Genomic DNA, 19050 nt, shown 5'->3' on the forward strand with positions numbered 1-19050 from the left:
CCGCGCCCGCAGACGCCTGCGGGATGGGCGGTCGGGATTTGCCGCACGACAGGCTGCGCTGCGCAGGTGCCCGGGTTGGGTCGCACCCATTTGAATTTCATCGTTTACTGGGGGTTTTTTGCCCGCATCTTGCAGCCGTGCATGACCTGCTTGCAGCGCTGCGGGTTCCGCAATCACGGATCTGTGAGTAGGTCATCGGACAGCAAAGGTCATGCCGTCGTGCGCCGATCTTTTTTGAAGAAGTGATTTAAGCGGTAACGCGTTAAGGAGAGACTTCGTGCCTACCCCAATGCCTTTTCACGGCTCTGATTTCAGAGACTGGATCTATATTCACAACCTGCCAAACTGGTTCGAAGGTCCGCCGAACGGCTGGTTTTACGGTCACGGCGACGACGACGAATTCGTCTACAGCTTCGATCCGGCCGAGAACAGCCGTTTTGGCAGCACTTACCACTATCATGGCGGGTCTGGTGTCGATCGGATGGACTACAGCTGGACCACCCATGACGTCAGCGCCGATCTGGCCAGCGGGATCGGAGAGATTCACGGGCTGAGCTTGGCAAGCTACAACAAGGCGACCGGCCAGCCGATAGTGATCAACTACTCGGCACAAGAGCGGTATTACTCCATCGAGAAGCTCACTGGCGGTCTGGGTGATGATACACTGCTCGGGAACGATGTCGCGAACAGAATCGACGGGTCCGATGGCAATGATGTGATCGAAGGGCGTGGCGGCGACGACAGACTACAGGGCGGGTGGGGCGATGACACCGCCCGCGGCGGCGACGGCGACGACACGATCCACGGTTCTGTTGGCCATGATTCCCTGGTGGGGAACGCTGGCAACGATCTGATGCGGGGCGAGGGTGACAACGACACCATGTCCGGCGGCGCCAACAACGACACCATGGAAGGCGGGCATGGCGATGACCGCATGTACGGCGGCAGCGGCAACGATGACATGGACGGCGGCGAGGGGGATGACCTTCTGCGCGGCAACAGCGGGAACGACTGGATGGAAGGTGGTTTCGGCGACGACACGCTCGACGGCGGCTCCGGCATCAACACCGCAATCTACGATACCACGGAGGCGGACGGCGACATCATCGTGCAGCTGTTCCTGGGTGCGAGCAGCGGGGCGCTTGGTCATGACTCCCTCTCCGGCATCCAGAATGTGATCGTGACCGGCGGCCGCAACGCGACGGTTGTGGGAGACGATGGCGGCAACCTGCTCATGGGCGGCGGCGGCAATGACGATATTCACGGCATTGAAGGCGATGACACGATTTACGGGAATGACGGCAATGACACCCTGAACGGCTATAGTGAGAACGACTATGTCTCGGGCGGTGACGGTGCGGACCTGGTCCTTGGCGGGATGGGAAACGACACGCTGGATGGCGGCGAGGGCAATGACACTGTGGAAGGCGGCAGCGCGCATGACCTGATTTACGGTCGTGAGGGCCACGACGAGATCGACGGCGGCTCGGGCTGGGACACCATCGAAGGTGGCGACGGACATGACGACATCGACGGCGCCAGCGGCAACGACGAGATCGACGGTGGCGCCGGCAACGACACCATAGATGCGGGTAGCGGCAACGATACGGTTGATGGCGGCAGCGGTCATGACACGATTTTTGGCGGCAACCATCATGACGAGATCAGAGGTCAGACCGGGAACGACTATATCGACGGAGGCATGGGCAATGATCTCGCCGAAGGAGAGGGTGGAAACGACAAGCTTCTCGGCCGCGAAGGCGAAGACACGCTGAACGGCGGATACGGTGATGACACTCTGACCGGCGGCGCGGATGACGACGAGTTGAACGGAGGCCAGGGCGACGATGTGCTCTCCGGTGGCGGCGGGTATAACGTGATCCATGGCGGTCTCGGCGCGGATACCTTTATGTGGAAGGCCGGTGACGGTGACGGATATGCCGATATCTGGGATTTTGATCTGGCCGCGGATCGGCTGGATTTCGAAGACGGGTTCTTCGCGCAGCAAGATCTCAGCCAGAAATTTCAACTGTCTGATCTGCTGACGGTTGTTGGGTCTGGGCCTGACACTTTCCTTGCTGCTGACACTGCCGAACACGGACTCCAGTGGATTGCACGGTTTCGGAATGTGGATGCCGAGGCCTTTGCGGCCAAGGTCGACGATGGCTCGATCCTCGAATTCGGCGGTGGGGGTCCGCTGCCCTGGGAAAACGTGGCGTTGGGCATGTCGGACACCTTCGACTTCTAGAAATCCCTCTCGCGCTGGCCCGATGTCCTTCTGCCTTTGGTTACATCAGCCCGCGTGATCTGGGGATCGGTTGGAAAGCGACGCCCCCGCACTCCAACCAAAGAGCGCCGCGCGATCCCCGCGCGGCGCTTATTCTTTCGATGGGTGGAGGATCAGGCGTTGAAGCGCGCCATTTCACCATCCAGCCATTTGCGGAAGGTCCGGATCTTCGGAGAATTCCGCCGACTTTCGGGATAGGTCAGCCAATAGGCGCTGCCATCATCGCAGGTCAGGTCGAACGGTTGCACCAGAAGACCGAGGTCAATCTCATCCCGGAAGAAATCGGGGGTCAGCATCGCGACCCCGTGACCCGCCATCGCCGCATTCGCTTCGATCACCTGCGGGCCGAAGTTGCGGGCGGTGCCTTCAGGCAGATCGGCCTTATCCATTCCGGCGGTTTCGAACCAAAGCTGCCACCATGGATCGGAATGCGCCAGGATCGGCAGCTTGCACAGATCTTCCGGCTTCGAAACGCCGCCAATCGACTTCGCCAGCGCCGGGCTGAGCATCGGGGTGAAGGCGGTTTTCATGATGCGATGGCAGGTCAGACCCGGCCAACCTCCTTTGCCGCCGCGAATGGCGATATCGAATCCGCTGGCCTTGAAATCGACGAGGGTCTCGCTCACCTCGATCCGCACCGCGATTTCGGGATTGGCCAGTTGAAAGCCGCCGAGCCTGCGGGCCAGAAAATTCGTGGCGAACGTCGGAATGACGCTGACCGACAGCATGCCCTGCGTTGTGCCTTTCGCCTCGGCATAGGCATCCGCGATCATGTCCAGCGATGCGGTCATTCGATCCGAAAACCGGGCGCCGACCTCGGTGACGCGGACACCGCGGGGTTGGCGGTGGAAGAGGGATGCGCCGACGCGATCTTCCAGCACTTTGATCTGATAGCTGACCGCTGCCTGCGTCATCCCAAGCTCGGACGCGGCTGCAGTGAAATTGCCATACCGCGCGGCTGCTTCAAACACCCGAACAGCAGCGAGCGGAGGGAGGGGAGAACGCGACATCGATAAAACTCACTTATGTCTAAGATCCTGGCTTTTGTTGGGATCCGGCGACTCATTCCCGCATAGTTCGGAGGTGAATCAGATCGCACCAAGATCGAGGGTTAACAGATGAAACTATATCATAATCTCATGAAAAAGATAAGTTTTTTCAGCCATACAGGCCAAAAAACGAAGGGGCGAGACCAGATATTCTCCAGACATCTCGACTCGCTCAGGATGTCTGATCATATGCGGAAAGACATTGGCCTGCTTGATTGCAAACCAACGTCCCCTCGGACTGTTTTTGGGCATCATTGGTTCAGATGACGGGGTGCCGCTTGCATAGGACCGACACTCTGATCGTATCGCTGGGCCTGTAACGAGATGCAGATTTCACACCAGATCTGCGCGCATATTGACGCGGACAATCGACAGGATGTGCCGGGCATGATGGCGCCTCTCGGCGAGAGCATCGCGTTCCAGAATATTGCGGAGGGATCGGTTCTAGCGGAGCCGCGGGAGCATCAGGATTTTCGGGCTTTGGCGGACGCGGTTTGGCGCACCGCACTCAAACCATCGAGCACGCTGACCGCTGCCGATATCACCATAAAGGGAATCGGTTTTACTGCGGTTGTCGCCGAAGATCTTCCAAATGGATCGACCGCTGGCCAGACGCGCCACCTCTCAGGGCGCGCCTTGGCCCCGCTTCAGCAGGAAAAGATCATCCGGACTATCTGCCAGAGCTGAGGGAAATGGCCTTGCTCTTTGCGGTCGGATCACGGCCCACGCGGCGCGTCTGGTATTGCTAAATGCGGTCATTATATTTTAAAATATGGAATATATGACTGGGGGTGCCTGTGGCTGTCGGACCGTCTCACCCGCGCGGCCCGGGCGCCGGTGGCCCGTTTCAGTCGTTCAGCGCCGGATAACCGCTGTCGCCTCGATCTCCACGAGCGCCTCGTCCTCGATCAGACCAGAGACGACGACCACGGCCATGGCCGGGAAGTGCCGCCCGAAAATCTCGCGATAGGCCGCGCCGACTTCTCTTTGACGCGATAAATATTCTTTTTTATCAGTGATATACCATGTCATTCGGGTGATATCGGCAACCGTGCCCCCGGCGGTCTCGACAATCGTCCGGATGTTCTTGAGCGCCTGGGCCATTTGCCCCACGAACTCATGCGCCTCGAACTCTTGCCGGTCCGTCCAGCCGATTTGCCCGCCGGTGAAGAGCAAACCGTCTTCGGTGAGAACGCCATTGGCGTATCCCTTGGCGGGGGCCCAATCCGGCGGGTTTATGATGCGATGTGCCACGGAGGTCCTATCTTTTGAATAATCGAATGTATGAGATTGCCGCCTAGCCGCTTTCCCGCAATCGGAAGCGCTGAATCTTGCCGGTTTGCGTCTTTGGAAGCTCGGCTATGAAGCGGATGGAACGCGGGTATTTATAGGGCGCGATGGTCGTTTTGACGTGCTCTTGCAGCATCTGGATCGTGTCGGGGGAGGGGGCGACGCCCTCGGCAAGGACCACATGGGCCTCCACGATATGGCCGCGGTCTTCATCGGGCACACCGATGACGCCGCACTCCAGAACGGCGTCATGCGCCAACAGCGCGGCTTCGACCTCCGGCCCGGCGATGTTGTAGCCTGCAGAAACAATCATGTCGTCATTGCGCGCGGCGAAATGCAGGTAGCCGTCGTCATCCATCACGAAAGTATCGCCCGTGACGTTCCAGCCATCTTGTACGTAGTTCGATTGCCGATCATCCGCGAGATAGCGGCACCCGGTGGGGCCCTTGACGGCGAGGCGGCCCGGAGTGCCGATGGGCACGTCCCGGCCGGTCTCGTCGATGAGGCGCACCTGGTAGCCCGTGACGGGCTTGCCCGTGCAGGCCGTTTTGTGATCGTCGAACCGGTTGGAGATGAAAATGTGCAGCATTTCGGTCGCGCCGATGCCGTCGAGCATGGGCTTGCCGGTTTTCGCGATCCAGTCGTCATAGACGGGGCTGGGCAGGGTTTCTCCCGCGGATACGGCGGCGCGGAGGCTGGAGAGATCCGCCCCGTCGTCCATCGCGCGCAACATGGCGCGATAGGCGGTGGGCGCGGTAAAGCAGACGGTCGCGCGATATTTCTCGATGATCTCAACCATATTGGGCGGCGAGGCCGTCTCCAGAAGGGTGGCGGCGGCGCCGAACCGCAGGGGAAAGATCGCCAAACCCCCCAGCCCGAAGGTGAAGGCCAGCGGCGGTGAGCCGATGAAGATGTCGTCAGGCGTGACGCCCAGAACCTCGCGCGCGTAGCCGTCGGCGATAATGAGGAGGTCGCGGTGGAAATGCATGGTGGCTTTCGGATCGCCCGTGGTGCCCGAGGTGAAGCCGAGCAGCGCCACATCGTCGCGACCGGTGTCCGCCGCTTTGAATTGCACGGGCTTTTCCAGGGCCAGGCGGTCGAGTTCCGCATCGTGGTTGGACGTGCCGTCAAAGCCGACCACCGAGGTCAGAAAGCGGGAGGTCTTGGCGCAGGCGACCAGTTCGTCCATCAGCCGGGTGTCGCAGAGCGCGTGGGTGATCTCAGCCTTGTCGACGATCTTGGAGAGTTCGCCCGCGCGCAGCATCGGCATGGTGTTGACGACCACGGCGCCGACTTTGGTTGCCGCCAGCCAGCAAGCGACCATGGCCGGGTTGTTCGCGGAGCGGATCAGGACGCGGTTGCCCGGCTTGATCTTGAGATCGTCCACCAACGCGTGGGCGAGGCGGTTGGTCCAGTCGCTGAGCTCCTTGTAGGTGCGCCGACGGCCATTGCCGATCAGGGCGGTGTTGTCGCCCATGCCCTTGGCCACGATGGCGTCGGTCAGCTCGACCGCCGCGTTCAGATGTTCGGGGTAGTCGAAGCCGTCGAGCAGGAACGCCGGCTGCTGGCTGGCGGGTGGCAGGTTGTCGCGCGCAAAGCTGTCGATATGTCCGCTGTGCCCCAGCATGATCTAACCTCCCAGATGCTCCGACATGGCCTGCCGCGCGATGATCACCCGCTGTACGTCCGAGGCGCCTTCGTAGATGCGTAAGGCTCTGATATCACGGTAGAGTTCTTCGACTTTCTGGCCTTTGCGGACGCCGTCGCCACCGTGCAACTGGACGGCGCGGTCGATGACCTGTTGCGCCTGTTCGGTGGAGAAGAGCTTGGCCATGGCGGCTTCGCGGGTGACGCGCGCAGCCCCCTGATCCTTGGCCCAGGCGGCGCGATAGACCAGCAGCGCGCTGGCGTCGATGTCGAGCGCCATGTCGGCGATATGGCCCTGCACCATCTGCAGATCGAAGAGCGGCGCGCCCTGCACGTGGCGGGTGCCGACACGTGTGAGCGCCTCGTCGAGGGCGCGGCGTGCAAAGCCGAGGGCGGCGGCGGCGACCGACGAGCGGAAGACATCAAGGACGGACATCGCGATCTTGAAGCCTGCGCCACTGTCCCCGATCCGGGCGGTTTCGGGCACGCGCACATCATCAAAGCGCAGTGTGGCAAGCGGATGCGGCGCGATCACCTCCAGTCGTTCGACGACGGTGAGGCCGAGGCTGTTGGCGGGCACGATGAAGGCGGAGAGGCCGCGGGCACCGGGCTCTTCGCCGGTGCGGGCGAAGACGGTGTAGACGTCCGCGATGCCGCCGTTTGAGATCCACGTCTTTTCGCCGCTGAGGACATAGCTGTCGCCATCGCGGGTGGCGGCCATCGTCGCATTGGCCACGTCCGACCCGGACTGAGGTTCGGTCAGCGCAAACCCGGCGATGGCGCTGCCGTCGCGGACCCTCGGCAGCCATTCGGCCCTTTGTGCGTCGCGTCCAAAGAGCGAGATCGCGCCGGTGCCAAGCCCCTGCATCGCAAAGGCGAAATCCGCCAGCCCGTCGTGGCGGGCGAGGGTTTCGCGGATGAGGCAGAGGCAGCGCACGTCGAGCGGCGCGGAGCCTGCGGGATCGACCGTTGCGTGTTCGAGCCAGCCTGCGTCGCCCAGTGCGGCGACGAGTTGTCGGCAGGCGGCGTCATTGTCCGTGTGGTCGATCTCGCCCAGGGCGCTTTTGGCCCAGGTGTCGAGATCGTTGGCCAGCGCCCGGTGGCGGGCGTCGAAGAAGGGCCAGTCGAGGAAGCTCTTGTCTGGCATCAGTTCCCCTCGAACACCGGTTTGTCTTTGGCGACAAACGCTTTGTAGGCGCGTTCGAAATCGCCGGTCTGCATGCAGATCGCCTGCGCCTGCGCTTCGGCCTCGATGGCCTGTTCGATGGACATGGACCATTCCTGCGCGAGCATCGTCTTGGTCATCATGTGTGCGAAGTTGGGGCCGGCTGCGATGCGCTCGGCCCGCGTGTGGGCTTCGGTGGTGAGGGCGTCGGAGGGGACCAGCTGATTGAAGAAACCCCAGGCCAGCCCTTCGTCGGCGCTCATGGAGCGTCCGGTGTAGAGCAGCTCGGCCGCGCGGCCCTGTCCGATGATCCGGGGCAGGATCGCGCAGGCACCCATGTCGCAGCCGGCGAGGCCGACGCGGGTGAAGAGGAAGGCGGTCTTGGCCTCGGGCGTGGCGATCCGCAGATCGGAGGCCATGGCGATGATGGCACCGGCGCCAACGCAGATCCCGTCGATGGCGGCGATGACCGGCTTGCCGCAGTTCACCATCGCCTTGACCAGATCGCCGGTCATGCGGGTGAAGGTCAGCAGCTCTTTCATGCTCATCTGTGTCAGGGGGCCGATGATATCGTGGACATCGCCGCCCGAGCTGAAATTGCCGCCGTTTGATGCGAAGATCACCACGTCGATGTCGTCAGAGTAGGCGAGAGCGCGGAACCAGTCGCGCAGTTCAGCATAGCTGTCGAAGGTCAGCGGGTTCTTTCGGTCCGGCCGGTCGAGCGCGATGGTGGCGATACGGCCCTCGATCTCGCAGAGGAAGTGTTGTGGTGTGCTGCTAGCCATTCTCCGCCTCCGCCGTCTTCAGAGTGAGTGCGCTGCCCAGATCATCGGTGATGCGTTGGGTCTGCTCCGGATCGAGGCCGCCGAGAAGCTCGCTCACCCAGCTTTCATGGGCCGCGGCCTGACGCTCGAATTCCGCAATGCCGCGGCGGGTGAGCCGCACGCGCGCGGCGCGTCGGTCCCCCGGAACGGCCTCGCGCAGCATCAGCCCGTCTTCGGTCAGCCGATCAACGATGCCTGTGACATTGCCGTTCGAGACCATGAGCAGGCGCGACAGCTCGCTCATCTTCATGCCGGCAGGGTTGCGATAGAGCGCTGACATCACGTCGAACCGCGGCAAGGTGGTGCCGAAGGTCAGCCGCAGGCGCTCGCGCAACTCGGCCTCGATCAGCCGGTTGATCTTCAGCAGGCGCAGCCAGAGGCGCAGATGCCCCTTGGAGGCCGGATCGCCGGAGGGTTGCGGGCGGGGTGTCATACTTCGCCTCCCGAGACGGACAGCGCGTGACCATTGACCATCGCCGCGCCGGGCGAGGCAAGATAGAGGGCGGCGGAGGCGACTTCGTCGGTGCGGATCAGCCGGTTGACGGGGTTGGTCGATGCCACGATCTGCCGTGCGGCGGCGTCATCCAGCCTGCGGCTTTCCATCACGCTTTTCACCGCTGCATCGGCGAGCGGCGTGTCGACAAAGCCGGGGCAAATCGCGTTGCAGGTGATCTCCTTGCGGGCGACCTCATGGGCGATGGAGCGGACAAGGCCGAGCACGCCGTGTTTCGAGGCCGCATAGGCGGCGATGCGGGCGCCGCCTTTCAGCGCCTGTGTCGAGGCGATGGCGATCAGCCGCCCGCCCGGGGGCATGTCGCGCAACGCCGCGCGGAACGTGAGGAAGGTGCCGGTGAGGTTGATCGCCAGGGTGGCGTTCCACTCTGCGAGGCTCACCTCCGTCAGAGGGCGGGCTTTCCCGGTGCCTGCATTGGCGATGACCACGTCGAAGGGACGATCAAAGAGCGCCTCCACCGCGGCCTCGTCGGTCACATCGGCCACCGTGCAGGTCATGCCGCGGCCCGCATCGGTTTCGTGCAGCGCGTCCTCTCGGCGTCCGGCGATGGTGACATTGTCGCCTGCATCGGCGAAGGCGCGGGCGATGCCGCGCCCGATGCCCGATCCGCCGCCTGTGACCAGAACCCGCCTCATACCGCGCGCTCCATCTCTCCGGCGCGGTCGGCCAGCCGCCAGAGCTGGTCGCGCCCGGCTTCATAGGGCCGCGGCCAGGCCAGTGACCGGTCGCCGATCTCGGCCCCTGCGCGCAGGGTCCAATAGGGATCGCTCAGGTGCGGCCGGGCGAGGCAGACCAGATCCGCCCGCCCGGCCATCAGGATCGAATTTACGTGATCAGGCTCGTAGATATTGCCCACGGCCATGGTTGCGATGCCGGCCTCGTTGCGGATCCGGTCGGAGAACGGGGTCTGGAACATGCGGCCATAGACGGGCTGTGCCTCGGTGGAGGTCTGCCCCGCGGAGACGTCTATGATATCGGCGCCTGCGTCGGCGAAGGCCTTGGCGATCTTCACCGCCTCTTCGGGTGTGACCCCGGCCTCGCCTGCCCAGTCGTGCGCGGAGATGCGCACCGACATCGGTTTGGCGGCGGGCCAGACGGCGCGCATGGCGGCGAAGACCTCGAGCGGATAGCGCAGGCGATTCTGCAGGCTGCCGCCGTAATCATCCTCCCGCTGGTTCGACAGCGGTGAGATGAATGACGACAGCAGATAGCCGTGGGCTGCGTGCAGTTCGATCATGTCGAACCCGGCGCGCAGGGCCATTTCGGTGGCAGAGATGAAGTCTTGCCGGACCGCGTCCATGTCGTCGCGTGTCATGGCACGGGGTGTGGCGTTGTCTGGAGACCATGGGATGGCGGACGCCGAGATCAGATCCCAGTTGCCCGAGGCAAGCGGTGTGTCCATGCCCTCCCAGCCGAGGTTGGTGGAGCCCTTGCGCCCCGAATGGCCGATCTGGCAGCAGATCTTGGCGGGGGTCTCCTCATGCACAAAGGTTGTCAGGCGGCGCCAGGCCGCTTCATGCGCGGGATCGTAGAGGCCGGGGCAGCCGGGCGTGATCCGTCCGTCGGCGGAGACGCAGGTCATCTCGGTATAGACCAGCCCGGTCCCGCCCTTGGCGCGTTCGGCATAATGCACGAAGTGCCAGTCGGTCGGGCAACCGTCGACCGCCTTGTATTGCGCCATCGGTGAGACGACGACGCGGTTGTCCAAGGCCATGTCACGCAGCTTGAACGGCGCGAACATGGGCGCCCGCACGGGGGTTTCCGGTGCACCCGCGGTCGTCTGGAACCAGCGTTCGGCGCCTTCCAGCCAGGAGGGATCGCGCAGGCGGAGGTTTTCGTGGCTGATCCGCTGGCTGCGGGTGAGCAGGGAATAGTTGAACTGTACCGGGTCGAGGGCGAGGTAGCGATCCAAGTCTTCGAACCACTCCAGCGAGTTGCGGGCGGCGGATTGCAGACGCAGGACCTGCAGGCGGCGCTCCTCCTCGTAGAGCGCGAAGGCCTCGGCCAGCGTCTCCTTCTCGGTGACATAGTCGGCCAGTGCTATGGCGCTTTCCAGGGCGAGCTTGGTCCCTGACCCGATGGAGAAATGCGCCGACGCGGCGGCATCACCCATCAGGACGATGTTCCGATGGCTCCAGTGGTCGCAGAGCACGCGGGGGAAATTGATCCAGGCGGAGCCTCGGATATGGTTGGCATTGGTCATCAGCGGATGGCCGTCGAGGTAGTCCTTGAAGACCTCCTCGCAGACGGCGATGCTCTCCTGCTGGGTCATGTCGCCAAAGCCATAGGCGTGCCACGTCGCCTCATCGGTTTCGACGATGAAGGTCGCGGTGTCGTCATCGAACTGATAGGCGTGCGCCCAGAGCCAGCCCTTGTCGGTCTGCTCGAAGATGAAGGTGAAGGCGTCGTCGAACTTTTGCCGGGTGCCAAGCCAGACGAATTTGCAGGCGCGGGTGTCGATGTCCGGTTTGAAATGCTCGGCGAATTCCGTGCGTGCGACGGAGTTCAGACCGTCCGAGGCCACGACAAGATCGTAGTCCTTGGCGAACTCCGCGACGCTTTCCACCTCATGCTCGAAGACCAGGGTGACACCGAGGTCGCGGGCGCGGGCCTGCAGCAGGATCAGCAGCGTCTTGCGCCCGATGCCGCAGAAGCCGTGCCCGGTGGAGAGCTGTTTGCTGCCCCGGTAGTGCACGGCGATGTCGTCCCAGTAGGCGAACTGACTGCGGATGGCGTCGGCGCTTGCGGGGTCGTTCCGTTCAAGATTGTCGAGCGTTTCGTCCGAGAGCACGACGCCCCAGCCGAAGGTGTCGTCAGGCTTGTTGCGCTCGAACACGGTGACATCGGCCTCAGGGGCGCGCAGCTTCAGCGAAATCGCGAAATAGAGACCAGCAGGTCCGCCGCCCAGACATGCTACACGCATGATCGCCCCTTTTTTTGGCCAGAGAATGCCGTCGAGGGTAGGCGGCAATCTCGCTTATTTCAAGTCTGAAATTTTAAGCTTGAAATAAATGCCGCCGAAACATACGAGACCTGTTATGATGGCCGCGATCCCGCCGTATCCAGGAAAGGCCCTTTGCATGAGCGATTCCTACGATCCCGCCGAAGATGGCGCAAAGATGTCGTTTTCCAAAGACATGAGCTATGGCGATTATCTGGGCATGGACGGGCTGCTCGGAGCTGCGACACCGCTGTCGGATGCGCATGACGAGATGCTCTTCATCGTGCAGCACCAGACATCGGAGTTGTGGATGCGGCTGGCCCTGCATGAGCTGAGTTCAGCGCGGGACCTGATGCTGCAGGGCCGGACGCAGGAGGTGTTCAAGATGCTGGCGCGCGTGGCGCGGATCTTCGAGCAGCTCAACAGCGCCTGGGATGTGCTGCGCACGATGACGCCCAGCGACTATACCGCGTTTCGGGGTGATCTGGGACAATCCTCCGGCTTTCAGTCTCATCAGTACCGGCTGATCGAGTTCATCCTCGGCAACCGCAACCGCGCGATGATGAAGGTGCATGAGCATCGCACAGAACTGCACGCGATGTTGGCATACGAGCTGACGCAGCCCTCTCTCTATCATGTGGCGCTGGGTCTTCTGGAACGTGAACTTGATCTGACGTTCGATCCGTCCATCTTCCACATGGACACGCCGCACACTTCGGACCCGGCAGTGGTAGAGGCCTGGACGACAATCTACAAAGACCCACAGGCACATTGGACGCTCTATGACCTTGCGGAGAAACTTGTCGATCTTGAGGATTACTTCCGCCGATGGCGGTTCAACCACGTGACGACGGTGGAACGTATCATCGGGTTCAAGCGCGGGACCGGAGGGACCAGCGGTGTGAAATACCTGCGGCGCATGCTGGAGGTGGAGCTGTTTCCCGAACTTTGGCACCTGCGCGGAGGATTGTGATGACCTTGCCGAAAAAGCACCTCTTCGATCTGCCCTCGGGTGTCATCTACCTTGATGGCAATTCTCTGGGACCGCTGCCCAAAGGTGTCGCTGAAAAGGTACAGGGCGTGGTGACCGGGGAGTGGGGCCAGGCGCTGATCCGGGGGTGGAACGCCTGCGGCTGGATGGAGCAGCCGGCGCGGGTCGGCGACAAGGTCGCCCGACTGATCGGCGCCCCCCGCGGCAGCGTCGTGATGGGGGATACCCTGTCGATCAAGGTGTTTCAGGCGCTGTCTGCGGCCCTTGCGATGCGGCCGGATCGAAAGGTGATTCTCTCGGACACCGGAAATTTTCCAACCGATCTCTACATGGCGGAAGGCCTCATTCGGCTGAAGGATGCCGGATTTGAGCTGCGCACGGTCGATCCCGAAGCGGTGTCTCAGGCCATCAATGACGAGGTGGCCGCCGTGCTGCTGACCGAAGTGGATTACCGGACCGGCCGTAAGCATGACATGACCGCGATCACCCGACAGGCGCAGGAGGCGGGCGCGATCATGATCTGGGATCTGGCGCATAGTGCCGGTGCTCTGGAGGTCGATCTGGAAGGGTCGGGATGCGAGTTCGCGGTTGGTTGTACCTACAAGTATCTGAACGGCGGGCCGGGCGCGCCCGCCTTCATCTATGTGCGCCCGGATCTGACGACGCAGGCAGAGCCGGCGCTCTCAGGCTGGCTGGGTCATGACGCGCCGTTTGCCTTCGAGACCAGCTATGTCCCTGCCCCGTCGATCGAGCGGATGCGGGTCGGAACGCCGCCGGTTCTGCAGATGTCTGCCCTGGAAGAGGCGCTGCGGATCTGGGACGACATCGAGATGGCAGAGGTCCGCGCGGCCTCCATTGCGTTGTCGGAGCTTTTCATCCGGGAGGTCGAGGCGCGGTGCCCGCAGTTGAGCCTTGTGAGCCCGCGCGATGCGGCGATCCGCGGGTCGCAGGTGTCCTTTGCCTTTGAACACGGCTATGCCGCCATGCAGGCCCTGATCGAGCGCGGCGTGATCGGGGATTTCCGCGCGCCGAACGTGATGCGGTTCGGCTTCACGCCGCTCTATCTGGAGGCATCGGACGTGATGTCGGCGGTTGAGCACCTTGCCGCCGTTATCGGGGACCGGTTGTGGGACAATCCCGCCTATCGCACGGCAAATCGCGTCACGTGATGACAGAGGGCGCGCGCAATTGAAGGGCAAACCCTTGCCGCACCGCCCGTCTTTGATATGAAGTCGCTAACTACAGTGGCGACGAGGGCCTGATTCAGGCAGGTATTTCTGACATGATGAGCGCGATGGCATGCGCAGGTCTGCAGGCCGCGCAAATCTTCACAACTGCATGGCCCCCCTGCAGGATCGCCGCTTCGGCGAAGCACTGACCCCGGTGTAGGGTACGCCGCCGGATAGACAGAGACGGAAGAACGCAATGCAGACGTCATACGCGAAGATCGGACGCAAGGAGCTGAAGCGGGTGCGCAAGCGCAGCCGGTCGCTCTATTGGGCGGTGGCTCTGTTCAGCCTGTTTGCCAATCTGCTCATGCTCACCGGGCCGCTTTACATGTTGCAGGTCTATGACCGTGTTCTGGGGTCGGGATCGCAGGAGACGCTCATCGCGCTCTCGATGATCGTGATCTTCATGTACAGCATCATGGGGTTGCTCGACTACACACGCGGTCGGGTGATGGCGCGGGTCGGTGCGCGCTTTCAGGCGGATCTGGACCGCAGGGTGTTTGACGCGGTGGTGCGCAAGTCGGTCGTGGCGCCCGATCTCAAGACGCAGACCGGTCTGGCTGATCTGGAATCAGTCCAGCGGCTGATGACGTCGCCGGTGCTGATGGCGGCCTTTGACTTGCCCTGGACGCCCGTCTTCTTTGCGGGGATTTTCCTGTTTCATCCGATTTTGGGGTATTTCGCGGTCTGTGGTGCAGCGGTGCTGGTGATCATCGCCCTGGCGAACCAGCTGCTGTCGCGCGAGCCGCAGGCCAGTGCGACGCATGCTGGCCATGTGGCCACGCAGATGTCCGATCAGATCCGCACCGAATCCGAGATGGTTCAGGCCATGGGGATGCGGGATGCCGCCTTTGCGCGCTGGCAGACGGCGCGCGATCAGTCGCTGGGGCGGCAGGTGCAGGCCACCGATGTCACCGGGCTTTTCACCTCGCTGACGAAAGCGCTGCGGTTGCTGCTGCAGTCGGCGATGCTGGGTATTGGCGCCTGGCTTGTGCTGCACAACGAGATGACTGCGGGTGCGATGATCGCGGGTTCGATCCTGCTGGGGCGCGCGCTGGCGCCGGTGGAACTGGCGCTGAACCAGTGGCCCGTCGTGCAGCGCGCGTTCAAAGGGTGGGAGAATCTGAGCGAGCTTCTGGGTGCGGTGCCTGAGGAACGAGACCGGACGCCTCTGCCGAACCCGAAGGCGAACCTTGCGGTGAAACTGCTTAGCGTGGTGCCGCCGGGCGAGCGTCAGGCGTCGCTCAAGTCGCTGACCTTCGATGTCAAACCCGGCCAGGCCATCGGGGTGATCGGGCCGTCGGGGGCGGGCAAGTCGACCCTGGCTCGGGCGCTGACCGGTGTCTGGGCGCCGACTGCGGGGTCGATCCGGTTGGATGGGGCGACCCTCGATCAATATGCGCCGCATGTTCTGGGACAGCACATCGGCTACCTGCCGCAGCGAGTGCAGCTCTTCGATGGGACGATTGCGGAGAATATCGCCCGACTCGAATCGACCCCCGACCCGGAGAAGGTCGTGATTGCTGCCAAGAAGGCAGCGGCGCATCAGATGATCCTGGATTTGCCCAACGGGTACGATACGGTGATAGCGGCGGGCCAGTCGCGGTTGTCCGGCGGGCAGATGCAGCGGATCGGACTGGCGCGTGCGCTCTACAAGGACCCGGTGATCGTGGTGCTGGACGAGCCAAATTCGAATCTCGACAACGAGGGCAGCCAGGCTTTGAATGGCGCCATTCGGATGTTGAAGAAAAACGGCAGCTCGGTGCTGATCATGGCGCACCGGCCGGCTGCCATTCAGGAGTGCGATCTGTTGCTTGTGCTGGATAATGGCATGCGGTTGGCTTTCGGTCCCAAGGATGAGGTGCTGGCCGGCATGGTCAAGAACCACAAGCAGATCAAGAAGGCTCCGGCCGGTGCGGGAGGTGTGACATGAGCGACGCGTCGAAATGGTCCGCTCGGACGCAACTCATTCTGGGGTTTCTGGGCCTCATCGTGCTCGTCGGCGGGTTCGGCGCCTGGGCGGCCCTGACCCAGATATCGGGCGCCGTGGTGTCATCGGGGCGGTTCGAGGTCGACCGCAACCGCCAGATCGTGCAGCACGAAACCGGCGGCACGGTGGCGGAAATCCTCGTCGATGAGGGCGATACCGTCGATGCGGGCGATCTGCTTCTGAAGCTGGACGGGGCGCAGTTGACCTCGCGGCTGACCATTGTGGAGGATCAGCTTTTCGAACTGATGGCCCGCCGCGGCCGGTTGGAGGCCGAGCGCGATGAGGTCGATACCATCGACTTCGACCCTGAGGTTCTTGCGGCAGGCGAGTCGGACACGGACGTGCGGGAGTTGATTGAGGGACAGCGGAACCTCTTCAACGCGCGGCGTGCCTCTGTTGCGCAGGAGATTGATCAGCTGTCCAAGAGGTCCGGACAGATCCGGAGCCAGATCGTCGGGATCGAGGCGCAGGAAGTCTCTCTGTCCCAGCAACTTGCGCTGATCGAAGAGGAACTGGCCAATCAGCAATCCCTGCTGGAGCGGCAGTTGACGCAGGCCGGAACCGTGCTGGCGCTGCAACGCGAGTCAGCGGGGTTGAACGGACAATTGGGCGAGTTGGCGGCAGCGAAGGCGGAGGCGCAGGGGCGGATCACGGAGATCGAGATCGAACGGCTCAAGCTGTCCACCGGAGCCCGTGAGGAGGCGATCACCCGGCTGCGGGATCTGCGGGCGCAGGAGCTTGAGCTTCTGGAGCAACGCAATGCGCTGCGCGAGGAGATCGACCGGCTCAACATCCGGGCGCCGGTGTCCGGCGTGATCTATGACATGCAGGTGCGCACGCCCCGATCCGTCATTCGTGCGGCCGAGCCGGTCATGTTCCTGGTGCCGCAGGACAGGCCGCTCGTCATTGCCGCGCGGGTCGATCTGATCCACGTGGATCAACTGGTGGCGGGGCAGGAGGTGACGCTGCGGCTGTCAGCGCTGGATCAGCGGACGACGCCTGAGCTTTATGGTCAGGTCGTGCAGATTTCGGCGGATGCCTTCGAGGATGAGGTCACGGGGCAGAGCTATTATCGGACGGAAATCGTGCTGAACGACGGCGAGGTCGACAAGCTGGCGCAGGGCACCGTGCTGATCCCCGGGATGCCGGTCGAGGCCTATATCAAGACCGGGGATCGCACGCCCATCGCCTATCTTGTGAAGCCAGTCACGGATTACTTCGCGCGGGCGTTCCGCGAGAGCTGAGGCCTCTCCGGGCGTCGTGCATCAGCTGCGCCCCGGAATTTCCCTGCGTGCCGGCAGCTCCTGCCAGGCGTCGATCAGACGCATCGCCTCGTCGGCACTGTCGACGAAGCGGAAGAGCGACAGATCTTCCTCTGAGATGGTGCCCGCATCGGCGAGGGCCTCCCAGTTGAGGATCCGTTCCCAGAAATCCCTGCCAAAGAGCAGAACGGGCACGGGTTGCATTCGGCCCGTCTGGATCAGCGTGAGCGTTTCGAAGAGCTCATCCATCGTGCCGAAGCCACCGGGAAAAACGCAGATTGCCTTGGCCCGCATCAGAAAATGCATCTTGCGGATCGCGAAGTAGTGAAAGTTGAAGCAGAGGTCCGGGGTCACGTATTCATTCGGCGCCTGCTCATGCGGCAGGACGATGTTCAGCCCGATGGAGTGCCCGCCCGCGTCGATTGCGCCGCGGTTTCCCGCCTCCATCACGCCGGGGCCACCGCCGGTGACCACCACGTTTTCCCGCCCACTGCTTTCCAGGCTTTTCAGGGTCATCAGCCGCGAGAACTCGCGCGCCTCGTCGTAGAAGTGCGACAGATCCGCGAGGGTCTTGGTGCGGGCGCTGCCCTTGTTCGCAGGGCTGGGGATGCGCGCACCACCGAAGAGGACAATCGTGCTGGTGATGTTATGCGCATCCAGCATCATCTCGGGTTTCAAGAGTTCCAGCTGCAGCCGCACCGGGCGCAGCTCTTCACGGCAGAGAAAATCCTCGTCGGCAAACGCCAGCCGGTAGGCGGGCGCGCGGGTTTGGGGTGTATCCGGTACGTCTTGAACCGCGTCGCGGTCCATATGCGCGTCGCGCAGCGGGTGGCGGGGTCTGTTCATTCCGGTTCTCCGATCCATCTTGGGTGCTAGGGGGACATGTTGCGTGCCCAGATGCAATGGCTTTGACGCAGATGGATTGCGCGTATGCCGTCGGGCTTGTATAGGCGCGGCATATTAATTCTTTGCTTGGGGGAGCCTGATGTCCAACGCACAGCTTGAAACTGCGATTGAAGCCGCATGGGACGCGCGGGATACAATCACCCCCGCCACGACCGGTGAGACCCGCGAGGCCATCGAGGACACGCTGGCCGCGCTGGACAGTGGCAGCCTGCGCGTGGCCGAAAGGCAGCCGGGCGGTGACTGGCATGTCAATCAGTGGGCCAAGAAGGCCGTGCTCCTCGGCTTTCGCATCAAGGACATGGAGATGCAGTCGGGCGGGCCGCAGCAGGGCGGCTGGTGGGACAAGGTGGACAGCAAGTTCGCAGGCTGGGGGGACAATCAGTGGAAGGCGGCGGGCTTCCGTGCGGTCCCGAACTGTGTCGTGCGCAAGTCCGCCTTCATCGCGCCGGGCGTGGTGCTGATGCCGTCTTTCGTCAATCTCGGTGCCTATGTGGACGAAGGCACGATGGTCGACACCTGGGCTACGGTTGGCTCCTGTGCGCAGATCGGCAAGAACGTGCATCTTTCGGGTGGCGTGGGCATTGGCGGTGTGCTGGAGCCCATGCAGGCGGGCCCGACCATCATCGAGGACAATTGCTTCATCGGTGCGCGGTCGGAAGTTGTCGAGGGGTGCATCGTGCGCGAAGGCTCCGTCCTTGGTATGGGGGTTTTCATCGGGAAATCCACAAAGATCGTGGATCGTGAAACCGGCGAGTTCACCTATGGCGAAGTTCCGGCAGGGTCGGTTGTCGTGGCCGGGTCGATGCCATCGAAAAACGGTGTGAACCTCTATTGTGCCGTCATCGTCAAGAAGGTGGACGCGCAGACGCGCTCAAAAACCTCCATCAACGAACTGCTGCGCGATTAAACTCCGCATTAACACCTGGGGCAGTGTTGCCTCAGGAATACCCGGCAA

At 62.8% G+C, this 19050-nt stretch carries 16 protein-coding genes; 7 read left to right on the forward strand and 9 right to left on the reverse strand.

Annotated elements, in window-relative coordinates; genetic code table 11:
- Positions 1-277: 277 nt before the first annotated feature.
- On the forward strand, positions 278-2248 hold the full coding sequence (locus tag Q1A71_RS05410; protein WP_299672663.1) for a calcium-binding protein: 1971 nt from the start codon (positions 278-280) through the stop codon (positions 2246-2248).
- Positions 2249-2400: 152 nt separating this feature from the next.
- On the opposite strand, the gene Q1A71_RS05415 is transcribed toward Q1A71_RS05410, so the two are convergent.
- Positions 2401-3297 carry a LysR substrate-binding domain-containing protein gene (locus Q1A71_RS05415; protein ID WP_299672666.1) on the reverse strand — a complete coding sequence of 299 codons (897 nt, stop codon included), beginning with the start codon at positions 3295-3297 and terminating at the stop codon, positions 2401-2403.
- Between the two features lie 363 nt (positions 3298-3660).
- Between Q1A71_RS05415 and Q1A71_RS05420 the strand changes: the two genes are divergently transcribed.
- Positions 3661-4023, forward strand: a complete 363-nt coding sequence (locus Q1A71_RS05420) for a hypothetical protein (protein WP_299672669.1) — start codon at positions 3661-3663, stop codon at positions 4021-4023.
- A 168-nt stretch (positions 4024-4191) separates the two neighbouring features.
- On the opposite strand, the gene Q1A71_RS05425 is transcribed toward Q1A71_RS05420, so the two are convergent.
- From Q1A71_RS05425 to Q1A71_RS05455, 7 genes are read right to left on the reverse strand one after another with little or no spacing between them, the layout of a single operon-like run.
- Complete coding sequence (locus Q1A71_RS05425; protein ID WP_299672672.1) at positions 4192-4590, reverse strand: RidA family protein; 399 nt, start codon at positions 4588-4590, stop codon at positions 4192-4194.
- A gap of 43 nt (positions 4591-4633) precedes the next feature.
- On the reverse strand, positions 4634-6253 hold the full coding sequence (locus tag Q1A71_RS05430; RefSeq protein ID WP_299672675.1) for an AMP-binding protein: 1620 nt from the start codon (positions 6251-6253) through the stop codon (positions 4634-4636).
- A 3-nt stretch (positions 6254-6256) separates the two neighbouring features.
- A complete protein-coding gene (locus Q1A71_RS05435; RefSeq protein ID WP_299672678.1) occupies positions 6257-7420 on the reverse strand; it encodes an acyl-CoA dehydrogenase family protein in 1164 nt (387 codons plus the stop codon).
- Positions 7420-8223, reverse strand: coding sequence for an enoyl-CoA hydratase family protein (locus Q1A71_RS05440; protein ID WP_299672681.1), 804 nt, complete (start codon positions 8221-8223; stop codon positions 7420-7422). The genes Q1A71_RS05435 and Q1A71_RS05440 overlap by 1 nt, the downstream gene beginning before the upstream one ends.
- Positions 8216-8695, reverse strand: a complete 480-nt coding sequence (locus Q1A71_RS05445) for a MarR family transcriptional regulator (protein WP_299672684.1) — start codon at positions 8693-8695, stop codon at positions 8216-8218. Before Q1A71_RS05445 ends, Q1A71_RS05440 begins: the two co-directional genes overlap by 8 nt.
- Complete coding sequence (locus tag Q1A71_RS05450) at positions 8692-9411, reverse strand: SDR family oxidoreductase (protein ID WP_299672687.1); 720 nt, start codon at positions 9409-9411, stop codon at positions 8692-8694. The genes Q1A71_RS05445 and Q1A71_RS05450 overlap by 4 nt, the downstream gene beginning before the upstream one ends.
- A complete protein-coding gene (locus Q1A71_RS05455) occupies positions 9408-11699 on the reverse strand; it encodes a bifunctional salicylyl-CoA 5-hydroxylase/oxidoreductase (RefSeq protein ID WP_299672690.1) in 2292 nt (763 codons plus the stop codon). The genes Q1A71_RS05450 and Q1A71_RS05455 overlap by 4 nt, the downstream gene beginning before the upstream one ends.
- Positions 11700-11856: 157 nt before the next feature.
- Here Q1A71_RS05455 and Q1A71_RS05460 point away from each other — a divergent pair, with 157 nt between their 5' ends.
- From Q1A71_RS05460 to Q1A71_RS05475, 4 genes are all read left to right on the forward strand, one after another.
- Complete coding sequence (locus Q1A71_RS05460; RefSeq protein ID WP_299672693.1) at positions 11857-12690, forward strand: tryptophan 2,3-dioxygenase family protein; 834 nt, start codon at positions 11857-11859, stop codon at positions 12688-12690.
- The gene (kynU, locus tag Q1A71_RS05465) at positions 12690-13877 is read left to right on the forward strand and encodes a kynureninase (RefSeq protein ID WP_299672696.1); all 1188 of its coding nucleotides are present in this window, start codon (positions 12690-12692) and stop codon (positions 13875-13877) included. The genes Q1A71_RS05460 and kynU overlap by 1 nt, the downstream gene beginning before the upstream one ends.
- A 256-nt stretch (positions 13878-14133) precedes the next feature.
- A complete protein-coding gene (locus Q1A71_RS05470; protein ID WP_299672700.1) occupies positions 14134-15870 on the forward strand; it encodes a type I secretion system permease/ATPase in 1737 nt (578 codons plus the stop codon).
- Positions 15867-17171: an HlyD family type I secretion periplasmic adaptor subunit gene (locus tag Q1A71_RS05475; protein WP_299672703.1), complete on the forward strand. Its 1305-nt coding sequence runs from the start codon at positions 15867-15869 to the stop codon at positions 17169-17171. The genes Q1A71_RS05470 and Q1A71_RS05475 overlap by 4 nt, the downstream gene beginning before the upstream one ends.
- A gap of 21 nt (positions 17172-17192) precedes the next feature.
- On the opposite strand, the gene Q1A71_RS05480 is transcribed toward Q1A71_RS05475, so the two are convergent.
- On the reverse strand, positions 17193-18035 hold the full coding sequence (locus tag Q1A71_RS05480; protein ID WP_299672706.1) for a TIGR00730 family Rossman fold protein: 843 nt from the start codon (positions 18033-18035) through the stop codon (positions 17193-17195).
- Positions 18036-18174: 139 nt separating this feature from the next.
- On the opposite strand from Q1A71_RS05480, the gene dapD reads away from it, so the two are divergent.
- On the forward strand, positions 18175-19002 hold the full coding sequence (gene dapD, locus Q1A71_RS05485; protein WP_299672709.1) for a 2,3,4,5-tetrahydropyridine-2,6-dicarboxylate N-succinyltransferase: 828 nt from the start codon (positions 18175-18177) through the stop codon (positions 19000-19002).
- The last annotated feature ends 48 nt before the right edge of the window (positions 19003-19050 follow it).

Source organism: uncultured Roseobacter sp., assembly GCF_947493125.1.
In the GTDB taxonomy this organism is placed as follows: Bacteria; Pseudomonadota; Alphaproteobacteria; order Rhodobacterales; family Rhodobacteraceae; genus Roseobacter.

Excerpts from the sequence above, each read along its gene's own strand:
- dapD (WP_299672709.1), top strand. The coding sequence starts at position 18,175 with ATGTCCAACGCACAGCTTGAAACTGCGATTGAAGCCGCATGGGACGCG.
- kynU (WP_299672696.1), top strand. The coding sequence starts at position 12,690 with ATGACCTTGCCGAAAAAGCACCTCTTCGATCTGCCCTCGGGTGTCATC.
- Q1A71_RS05435 (WP_299672678.1), bottom strand. The coding sequence starts at position 7,420 with ATGCCAGACAAGAGCTTCCTCGACTGGCCCTTCTTCGACGCCCGCCAC.
- Q1A71_RS05470 (WP_299672700.1), top strand. The coding sequence starts at position 14,134 with ATGCAGACGTCATACGCGAAGATCGGACGCAAGGAGCTGAAGCGGGTG.
- Q1A71_RS05450 (WP_299672687.1), bottom strand. The coding sequence starts at position 9,411 with ATGAGGCGGGTTCTGGTCACAGGCGGCGGATCGGGCATCGGGCGCGGC.
- Q1A71_RS05460 (WP_299672693.1), top strand. The coding sequence starts at position 11,857 with ATGAGCGATTCCTACGATCCCGCCGAAGATGGCGCAAAGATGTCGTTT.
- Q1A71_RS05445 (WP_299672684.1), bottom strand. The coding sequence starts at position 8,695 with ATGACACCCCGCCCGCAACCCTCCGGCGATCCGGCCTCCAAGGGGCAT.
- Q1A71_RS05455 (WP_299672690.1), bottom strand. The coding sequence starts at position 11,699 with ATGCGTGTAGCATGTCTGGGCGGCGGACCTGCTGGTCTCTATTTCGCG.
- Q1A71_RS05430 (WP_299672675.1), bottom strand. The coding sequence starts at position 6,253 with ATGCTGGGGCACAGCGGACATATCGACAGCTTTGCGCGCGACAACCTG.
- Q1A71_RS05415 (WP_299672666.1), bottom strand. The coding sequence starts at position 3,297 with ATGTCGCGTTCTCCCCTCCCTCCGCTCGCTGCTGTTCGGGTGTTTGAA.
- Q1A71_RS05440 (WP_299672681.1), bottom strand. The coding sequence starts at position 8,223 with ATGGCTAGCAGCACACCACAACACTTCCTCTGCGAGATCGAGGGCCGT.
- Q1A71_RS05420 (WP_299672669.1), top strand. The coding sequence starts at position 3,661 with ATGCAGATTTCACACCAGATCTGCGCGCATATTGACGCGGACAATCGA.
- Q1A71_RS05475 (WP_299672703.1), top strand. The coding sequence starts at position 15,867 with ATGAGCGACGCGTCGAAATGGTCCGCTCGGACGCAACTCATTCTGGGG.
- Q1A71_RS05480 (WP_299672706.1), bottom strand. The coding sequence starts at position 18,035 with ATGAACAGACCCCGCCACCCGCTGCGCGACGCGCATATGGACCGCGAC.